We start from the raw sequence: 8,585 nt of genomic DNA, 5'->3' as shown, positions 1-8,585 counted from the left end.
CTTTTCGTCCTCAAAAAAGGTCTCGTCCGTGCCGACGACCTCGGAATTCTCGTGGAGGCGCTGGCGGACCCGAGAGCGGAGCCGGATGACGCGTTCCACGCCATCGGCGGGGATGAAGGAGTAGCACAGGATCTCTTCCGCCTTCTGGCCGATGCGGTCCACGCGACCGGCGCGCTGGATGAGCCGGATGATGGCCCAGGGCAGGTCATAGTTGACAATGATGGCGGCGTCCTGCAGGTTCTGGCCCTCGCTGAGGACATCGGTGGCGACGATGACCCGCAGCTCGTCAGCGGCGGAGACGGCGCCTGCCGCTTGGTTGGATTCAGGGCTGAAACGTCTGGCGAACGCAGACGGATCATCGGTGTCCCCGGTGACCGCCGCAAACTTGTTCAGACCTCTCGCCTGCAACTGGTCGCGCAGATAATTGACGGTGTCGGCGAACTGGGAGAAGAGGATCACCTTCTCGGCGGGATGCTTCCGGGTGAGGAGCTTGTGAAGCTCCGCGAGCTTCTCGTCCTTTTCCGGCCGCCAATCCCCTGCAAGCGTAAGGATGGAGAACAGCCGCTCGGAGTCCTGCCTGAGGTGTGCGGCGAGTTCGTCGGCGAACAGGTCGGGGCGGAGCCATTCGAAGTCGCCGCCATGCTCGTGCTTCAGCAGGGCATAGCCATCGGACGCGACTTGGGAGAACTCGTCGAGCGAGCGGGCGCTGACCTCTGTGGCTTGCGGCCCGCCGTCATCGCTGTCATCGTCCCGCGTGTCAAAGAGCGACGAGTCCTGGGTTCCGATGGGGAGCGGCAGTCCGTGCTTGATCGCATGAAGGTAGACGTGATTGCGCAGGATGTGGCGGCGGATCGAGAGGAGGAACGCGTGGCCGCTGCTTTCGAGCCGCTTGAACAGGTTGGTGCGGCAGAAGCCGATGAGCCGTTTGCCAGCGCGGGAAAGGTCCTGCATCAGGGCCAGCTCCTCAGTGGTCGCAGGGGTGTCGAACGAGGGCTTGAGATAGTTGGCCAGTCCGTATCGCGGCAGGTGGAGCATGCGGACGGTATCGACGACCACCTGCGAGTAGAGCTTGGCGTATTGGTCGTCGGGATTGCTCTCGCGGATGCGGAAGTGAAGCGCCTTGGGCAGGCGTTTTGGAAAATGGAACCGGCTGCCGCCCTCCAGCACAAGGAAGCGGCGGTCGGGCTTGGCCTTGGCACGCGAGCAGGAGGGGCAGGATTCATGGGTGGCCTGCAGGACGGTGTGGCAGTCCGGGCACTCGGTAAGGGCGTAATTCCGTTCCACGAAGCTGCGCGTGCGGCGGACCATGAACAGCCGCATCATTTCGCGCCAGTCGTCGGGATGCGCGCTCTTCTCGAAGGCCGCGAGGCAGTTGAGCGGGCACTGGTGGCGTCGGGTGAACTCGTCGGGGCGACCGTCGCACTCGCGGCGAAGGTACTCTTCCGGCCGGATGCCGACCACGTCCTCGGGTTCGAGGAATAGGCGGAGCTGGTTGGCGAGGTCGAGGTATGCCTTGTTGTAAGGTGTGGCGGAAAGGAGGATGCACTTGCAGGCGTTGCGGGCGATGTAGTCACGGACAACGGCCCAGCGGCGGCCCTCACGGTTTCTCAGGTTGTGGCTCTCGTCAATGACCACAACGCGGTAGCGGCGGAGGTCGGGCAGGACGTTCTGAGCCTGCGTGATGGAGACAACCTTTGCGATGAGCCGGAAACGGTGGGCGTAATGCTCCCACATGCCGACAAGGTTTTTGGGGCAGAGGATGAGGGTTTCGAGTGACCGGGGCGGGTCTTGGAACAATCGGGCCAGCGCTGTGGCCATGAGCGTTTTACCAAGGCCTACGACATCGCCCAGGATCACGCCGCCGCGTTTCTCCAGATGACGGGCCGCAATCCGGACAGCGGCCGACTGAAACTCCAAAAGAATGCCCCGCATGTCGGCCGGAATAGTGAATTCCGAAAGGCCCGCACGCGCTTCTTCTGCCAAGTGGTAGGCCATCTTGACGTAAATCTGGTATGGCGGCGGACAGTCGGGCCGAGCCCAGCTTTCGTCAATGACCTGGATGAGTTCTTTCGTGATATCCACGCACCACCGGTCACCCCATCGGTCATTGAACCAGCGGGCGAGTTTCTGGGTTGCGTCGTGATCGAGGACGTCGACATTGAGTTCTCCTTGCTTGGAGAGACCCGAAAGCGTGAGGTTACTGGATCCGACAAACCCGGTGATGGGATTATTCGGATCGGGTCTGAAACAGAGGTAGAGCTTGGCGTGGAGGGTGTGCCTGAGATGAAGTTTGACCACCACCTTGCCCGCTTTAAGCTGAGCGGAGAGTCGGCGCAAGCCGGCTTCATCGCTATCGGTCGGGGCACCAATCGTAAGTTGGGCGCGGAACTCCTCGGCCAACCGGCGTTTCAGGCGGATGACGGTCTGATTGCTTATCGGGTCCTCGTGCGGCAGAAGACTGTAAGCTTCCCGCAGGTCCTCTTGCGGCAAACGCTGCATGCCGACCAGGAGGCGACACTGCCTGTCGGTGCCGCCCGACCAGTTGTCGATCAGCCCGTCAATGGACTTCCACCCACGAAGATTGAAGTAGCCCACGCAAAAATCAGCATGTTCGGATATCTGGAGCGTTTGCCGCAGCGTGGGCAGCAATTCGAGCTCGATATTGTCAAAAATGCGTGGCATACGTAAAAACGTGATGTTATTGGACCGATATCCCGCTGCGCTTTTATCCAGACAAGTGGGGTCAGTTTAGTCCGTTTGTCCAAAAAGCGCAACACTTCGCAAGTAACCGATTACCCCAGTCTTTCCTTGGGCCCGGTGTTCCGTATATACTGAGCGGATGTACTCGCAGGGGATGACAAACGGTTCTGGCGCGTGTTCAGCCGGTCGATTGAGCGGGTTGTGGCGGGATCTGTGTTTTGGGTTTTCCGCAGTGCTTGTCGCGGGGTTGGCGGTGGGCCTTTATTCGCTGGGCAACACGGGTGTGCCGATCCGGTGGATGGGATGGCTGGCCGCGATGACGACCGGGGCGGGGATTTCGCTGGTGGGCGCGGGCCTGGCCGGTCGGCGGCCGCGCCTGCGGGATCTCCTGTTCGATGCGTGTGCGACCGGGTGTCTGGCTGCGGCGGCCTCCCCTGATCCGCTGTGGAAGGCGCCGACGGGGTGGGGGGATCTGGTTCATCTCAGCGCGTTTGGCGCGGCGCTGTTCGCCGTTCTGTATCATACGGCCAATCTGATCAGTCTGACCTCGCGGCGTCGGCCGGTCGGTCTCGTGGTCCGGGGAGAACTGCTGCTCGTGCCGTTTGTTTTTGGTGCGCTGCTGGGGTTGCAGCCGGGTGCCCTTGCAGATTGCGCGGCGGGTGGCGGATGGCTGGCGCAGACCGCTCTGCGCATGGCGTTGCTTCTTCTCGTTACAGAATGGGTCGCGAACGTGTTCTGTCTGGGGCTGCGGCGGATGGTGCTGCCCGGCTGGAAGGCTCACCTGTGCCTGCTGGCCTGTTCGGTTGGTGCGGTCCTGTCCCCGGTCCTGGCGGATGTGGGTTCGGGGGCGGGGGGTGGGGTCACGCTGGCTGTGCCGCCATTTCTTGTGATGATTGCCGCGACGGCCCTTTCGCAGGGGATGTTGTGGGCTGAGGTGTTTCTGCTGACGGGCGTGATACTGGACGCGCTCTCGGGCGAGGGGCCGTCGTGGCGCTCGTTGGTGCGGCATGCGGTGCGGGGGCTGACCAAGGGCGCGATGTTCAGCGGCGTGCTGATGGCGCTGGTTCTGGGGGTGCAGTCATTGGCCGGGACGGGGGCCGTCCGGGGCGCGTTCGTGGCGCATCCGGTTGTGTTTCTGACGGTGGCGTGCGCGCTCGGGTTTCCGCTGATGCGGACGATTCTCGAATCTTTTGACGAAAGCCGGTCGTTTATCCGTCGGCTCGCGCTGAGCCTGCGCGATCCCGTCATCTATTCGCGCGGTGCGGTGGCGGGGTGCGGGGTTGCGCTGGCGCTGGGGCATCATCTGACGGGGTTGCCGATGGCTGATCGCGTTTGGATGGGGTTTATCGTTGGCGCGGCCGCTTATGGCGGGGTGAGCATCCTGAGGGACGGCGTCTATGCGGGTCGCGGCTTGGGCCGCATCCAGTCGTGGCGTCTCTACGCAGTCGAGGGTATGTTTGGCGGCTGCCTTGGCGCGGCCCTGTTCTTCTACATGGATGCGGCGCAGATGGAGGTGATCCGGCAGCGGCTGGCGGCATACGGCCAGTTTGGGGCGGTTCCGGCGCGGTTCGACATCTACCCGATCCTCAGCAAGTGGGGGTACGTTCTGCTGGGCACCCAGTCCGGCGGCCCCAAGCTGCTCTTCAACCAGGCGGTCATGGGTGCGATTTGCTGGGCAATCGCGGCGTGGTTGTTCGCTGTGAACCGGGCGTTCTTGCTGGCCCTGTTTCAGCGGCAGTGGGCGCCGGTCCGGAATCTGGCCACGCGCGGCGGTTTTGCAGGACTTCTCAAAAACACGATTCAGGTTATGCGCTGGGGCCTCTGGATGTCCCCGATCATTGCCACGTTCCTCTGGCAGATGCCGACGCCGACCTGGTTCAATCAGGATGGGGCCATCCGCACGCTGGTGGCCATTGCGAATAGCTTCTCCCTGAGCACGGGCGAGTTTGTCCGGTGGAGCCGGGAATTGTTTATGTGGGTTGTCGCCTATGGCGGGTTTCGGATGGTGATCTGGCTCGATCACATGGGCTTGCGGGTGGCGACACTGGTGAACCTGAGTTTCATCGGGCTCGACCGGCTGGACGAGCGGGTGGCGCGTTTCATCGGTCCGGCGGCCACCGTACGGTTTCTTCCCGAGGGGGTGAAACGCTTCGCCACGTGGGCGCCGTTGCTGATTCCGTACTACATCCCCGCAGGCGCGGATTGGGATTATGTCTGGAACACCTCTCAAGCGATCATGGCTGGATCGCGGGGCTGGGTTGAGGCGCTGGTCGCCCTGCCAGCCGGGCGGCAGGTGCTCCTGATGACCGGGGGTGTCGGAGTAGCGACAGCGGTGGCGGCGGGGTGCCGGCGGGTGGCCGCGTGTGTGGCCCGCAGGAAGGAGCCGGCCTACACGCTGTCTGGTCCCCGTTACGAGGTGTGCGCGAAGGCGGGTGGGGAGGTTGTGAGCCGACTGCCGCGGTGCGATGTAGACGTCACCCGGCGTTCCTATGAAGGGATTGATCCCGCAGGCCGCGCCCTGTTTATTGTGGATGCTGCGGTGCCGCAGGGTCAGGCGGGGCGTTGGTGGCCGGCGGTGGGAAACTGGCCGGCGTCGCTGTTCCCGAAAGGCACGGTGAGCCAGGAGGAGGATGCGCTTCGGATCACGAGTGCCGGCAACGGGATTCGAACGACCGTTCGGATTACGCTCGCGCCCGAGGTGCCAGCCGCTGAGGTGTGGGAGATCGAGCTGTGCAACGACGGGTCAACGGCGCGCACGCTCAAGGTTGTTCCATATCTCGAGTGGGTGTTGAACAGTCCGGTTGCCGACCGGAGCCACACGCAGTACAACCGGCTTTTCCCGGAGGTTGAATATGTGGCGGGTCTGCATGCCGTGCTGGCACGCCACCGAGACACCAAGAAGGTCGGGTTTCTGGCGGCAGACATCACGCCCGACGGATTCCTGATGACTCGCGTGGATTTTATCGGCCGGGCCAGCAGTCTTTGGGCGCCGCAGGCGTTGCAGACGCTCCGTTTTCATGCCCCTCGCGACACCGGGGCGGGACCCGATTTCGATCCGACGGGTTGCCTGTTGCTGGGCGTGACGATTCCGCCCGGAGAGCGCCGCGTGGTCAAGCTGCTAATCGGTTGCGCGAACAGCCGGCCCCAGGCGTGCAGTTGGATCCGGCGCGCGCTGGTGTCGACCTCCCGGTTGCCGCGCGCTCACGTTGCGCCTTTGCGTGTTTTTCATGGCCGGCGAGTGCCCGGGGTTCAGCCCCCGTATGTCGAGATGCGGGATGCGGGACGGACGATGCGGGTCCTGACCCCCTTCACGCCGCTGCCGTACGACCACACGATGGCCAATGCCTGCGGACACATCCTGAGCGTGACGAATCGCGGGTTGCATTGCAGCGCCAGCGAGAATGCCCAGCAGAACCGCCTGACAGCCGAGTGGGCGGACACGGTGACACGGGAAATACCGGCGGAGGCGTTCTACCTCTTTGAAGCGACCGAGAACGCCTGGTATTCGCCGACCTATGAACCGATTCGGGATGAGGCGGCGCGGTTCCTGGCTGATTTCAGCCTGGATGGAACGGCCACCTTCCGAATGGAGAAGGGGACGCTCGCCACGGAGCTGACGGTCTGTGTGCCGCCGGACGCTCCGGTGGGGGTCTACCTGCTGACCCTTCACAATCGCGCGTCCCGGCCGCGACGCCTGCGGCTGGCTCCGTACTTCCAGATGGCGCTGGCCGACGAGCCAGAGAACGCCGGAACGCTTCGGGTGCGACGGAGCGGGGCGTCCGGCGCGCTGTTCTTCGAGAACCCCCGGAACCCGTTCCGTTCCGGACCGGCTTTTGTGGCCATGAGCGTGCCAGCCGAGACGACGATCACGCAGCGGAGCTGCTTCGTGGGGCGAGGGAACACAGTCGCGCGGCCCCGGGCCGTTGCGGAGGGCCGTGCGATTGAGGCGGACCCCGTGGACCGGGCGGCTGTGGCGGCGTTTCTGACGATGATCAACCTCCCGCCCGGCGGTAGTCGGAGCGTGGTCGTCATTCTCGGACAGGCGGATGATCGCGCCGGGGCGGAAGCCCTGATCCGGCGGTTTGCGCACGTGGAGGCCGCGCAATCGGCGATTGAAGCGACCCGACGTTGGTGGAACGGCTATGCGGGAGCGCTGCGCGTCGAGACCAACCAGGCGGCGTTCGATGCGTATCTTCCGTGGTTGCAGTATCAGACACTGGCCGAGCGGCTCCTGGCGCGCAAGGGGTTTTATCAGTCCAGCGGGGCCTTTGGGTTCCGCGATCAGTTGCAGGATGCCGTGAATCTGATCTGGGTGGATCCCGCGCTGGCGCGGCGGCAGGTGCTGCTGCACGCCGCCCAGCAGTTCGTGGAGGGCGATGTGGCGCACTGGTTCTTCCTGCAACACGACGGACGGACGGGCTTGCTCAACCGCTCCCACGCCTCCGACAATTTGCTGTGGCTGGTCTGGGGCGTCGAGGAGTATGTCCGGATGACGGGGGATCTAGGGTTGCTTGAGGAAAAGACGAGCTACCTGCGGGCCCAGACGCCGCTGGCGCCCCTGCCGGCGGGGAAGCATGGAATGGTGGGGTTTGCCCATCGGACCCCGCGCGTGGAGACGCTCTACCGGCATTGCATGAGGGCGCTGGACTGGGTGCTGGATCACCGGATGGGGCGGAACGGGCTTCCGCTGATGGGCACGGGCGACTGGAACGATGGATTGGACGCGATTGGCCGCAAGGGGCGGGGGGAGAGCGTCTGGCTGGGCCTCTTCCTGTACCGGGTTCTTGGCGACTTCCTGCCGTTCATTGAGGCGCACGCCGGACAGCCGCGGGCGGGCGTCTACCGACGGCGTCAGGAGGAACTGGGTCGGGCGATTGAAGCCCTGTGGCGTGGAGACCGGTACGTGCGCGCCATCGCTGACTCGGGAAGAGAGATAGGCGTGGCAGGCGGCGGGTCATGGGAGATCGATGCGCTCATGGGCGCGTGGCCGGTGTTGTCGGGGATCAATCCCGACCGGGCCCGGGTGGCCTTCGACACGGCGTTGCGGCTTCTGGAGAGGGAGCGGGTGATTCTACTCGGCTGGCCTGCGCTGCAGGAGTACGGCACGCCCTTCCTCGGGCGGGGAAGCCGGTATCCGGAGGGTGTTCGTGAAAGCGGGATGTACTGCCATGGCGTGCAATGGCTGGTGCGGGCGGCCCGGATCATCAGCGAGCGGGCTCAGGCTGCGGGCGATGTGGAGACGGCGGCGCGCTACCGGGATACGAGCCTGCGTCTGTGGTTGAAGATATCGCCGCTGAGCCATGTCACGCCGCTGGAGATCGAGAACTACGGCGGGCAGCCAAACAAACAGGCGGCCGATATTCTTGCTGGCCCCTATCCGGGACGGATGATCTGGAATGGATACACCGGGGCGGCCGGTTGGATGTTGCGGCAGGCGTGCGAGGGCGTGCTGGGGTTTGCGCTCGAAGGCGGCGAGGTGATTCCCCCCGCCGACCTGAATGAGCCTCGCGGCGACTTGGTGTGTCGACGAATGGAGCGGTCTCCGCAGAGGGAGGCGCGCGGGGCGCATGGCCGTTCTGATGAGGTCGTTGATTCATAATCGTAATCGTAATCATAATCGTAATCTTGCTTTGACCATGCATGTGATCGTACACTGTCACCAATGAATACGGGCGCTGGTCGGATTGATCCGCAGCACATCCACTGATCGTGTGCATGCGCTGGGAGCCGTCTACGAGTCGGATCGGCGAGGGTTGGAGGATTAAGATTAAGATTAAGTATAACGGTGTGGTGTTCCAACCGGAGTAAGGGGGCTATGCGTGGAGGGTGCGGTGCGTATGCGAGTGTCCGTTGTTCTGGTCGCGCTGGCTGCGATGTGGGGTGCT

At 64.0% G+C, this 8,585-nt stretch carries 2 protein-coding genes; one reads left to right on the top strand and one right to left on the bottom strand.

Features of this window, described 5'->3' with window-relative positions; translation table 11 throughout:
* The coding region (locus FJ222_10770) for an NgoFVII family restriction endonuclease (protein MBM4164901.1) at positions 1 to 2,682 on the bottom strand (2,682 nt) is incomplete at its 3' end.
* 157 nt (positions 2,683 to 2,839) lie between these two features.
* On the opposite strand from FJ222_10770, the gene FJ222_10765 reads away from it, so the two are divergent.
* Entirely contained in the window at positions 2,840 to 8,299 is a 5,460-nt protein-coding gene (locus FJ222_10765) for a hypothetical protein (protein MBM4164900.1), read from the top strand.
* Positions 8,300 to 8,585: the final 286 nt, after the last annotated feature.

It is taken from the genome of Lentisphaerota bacterium, assembly GCA_016873675.1.
GTDB lineage: Bacteria > Verrucomicrobiota > Kiritimatiellia > RFP12 > JAAYNR01 > VGWG01.
Note: the sequence above shows the minus strand (reverse complement) of the source record. Positions and strands in the feature narration are given on the sequence as shown.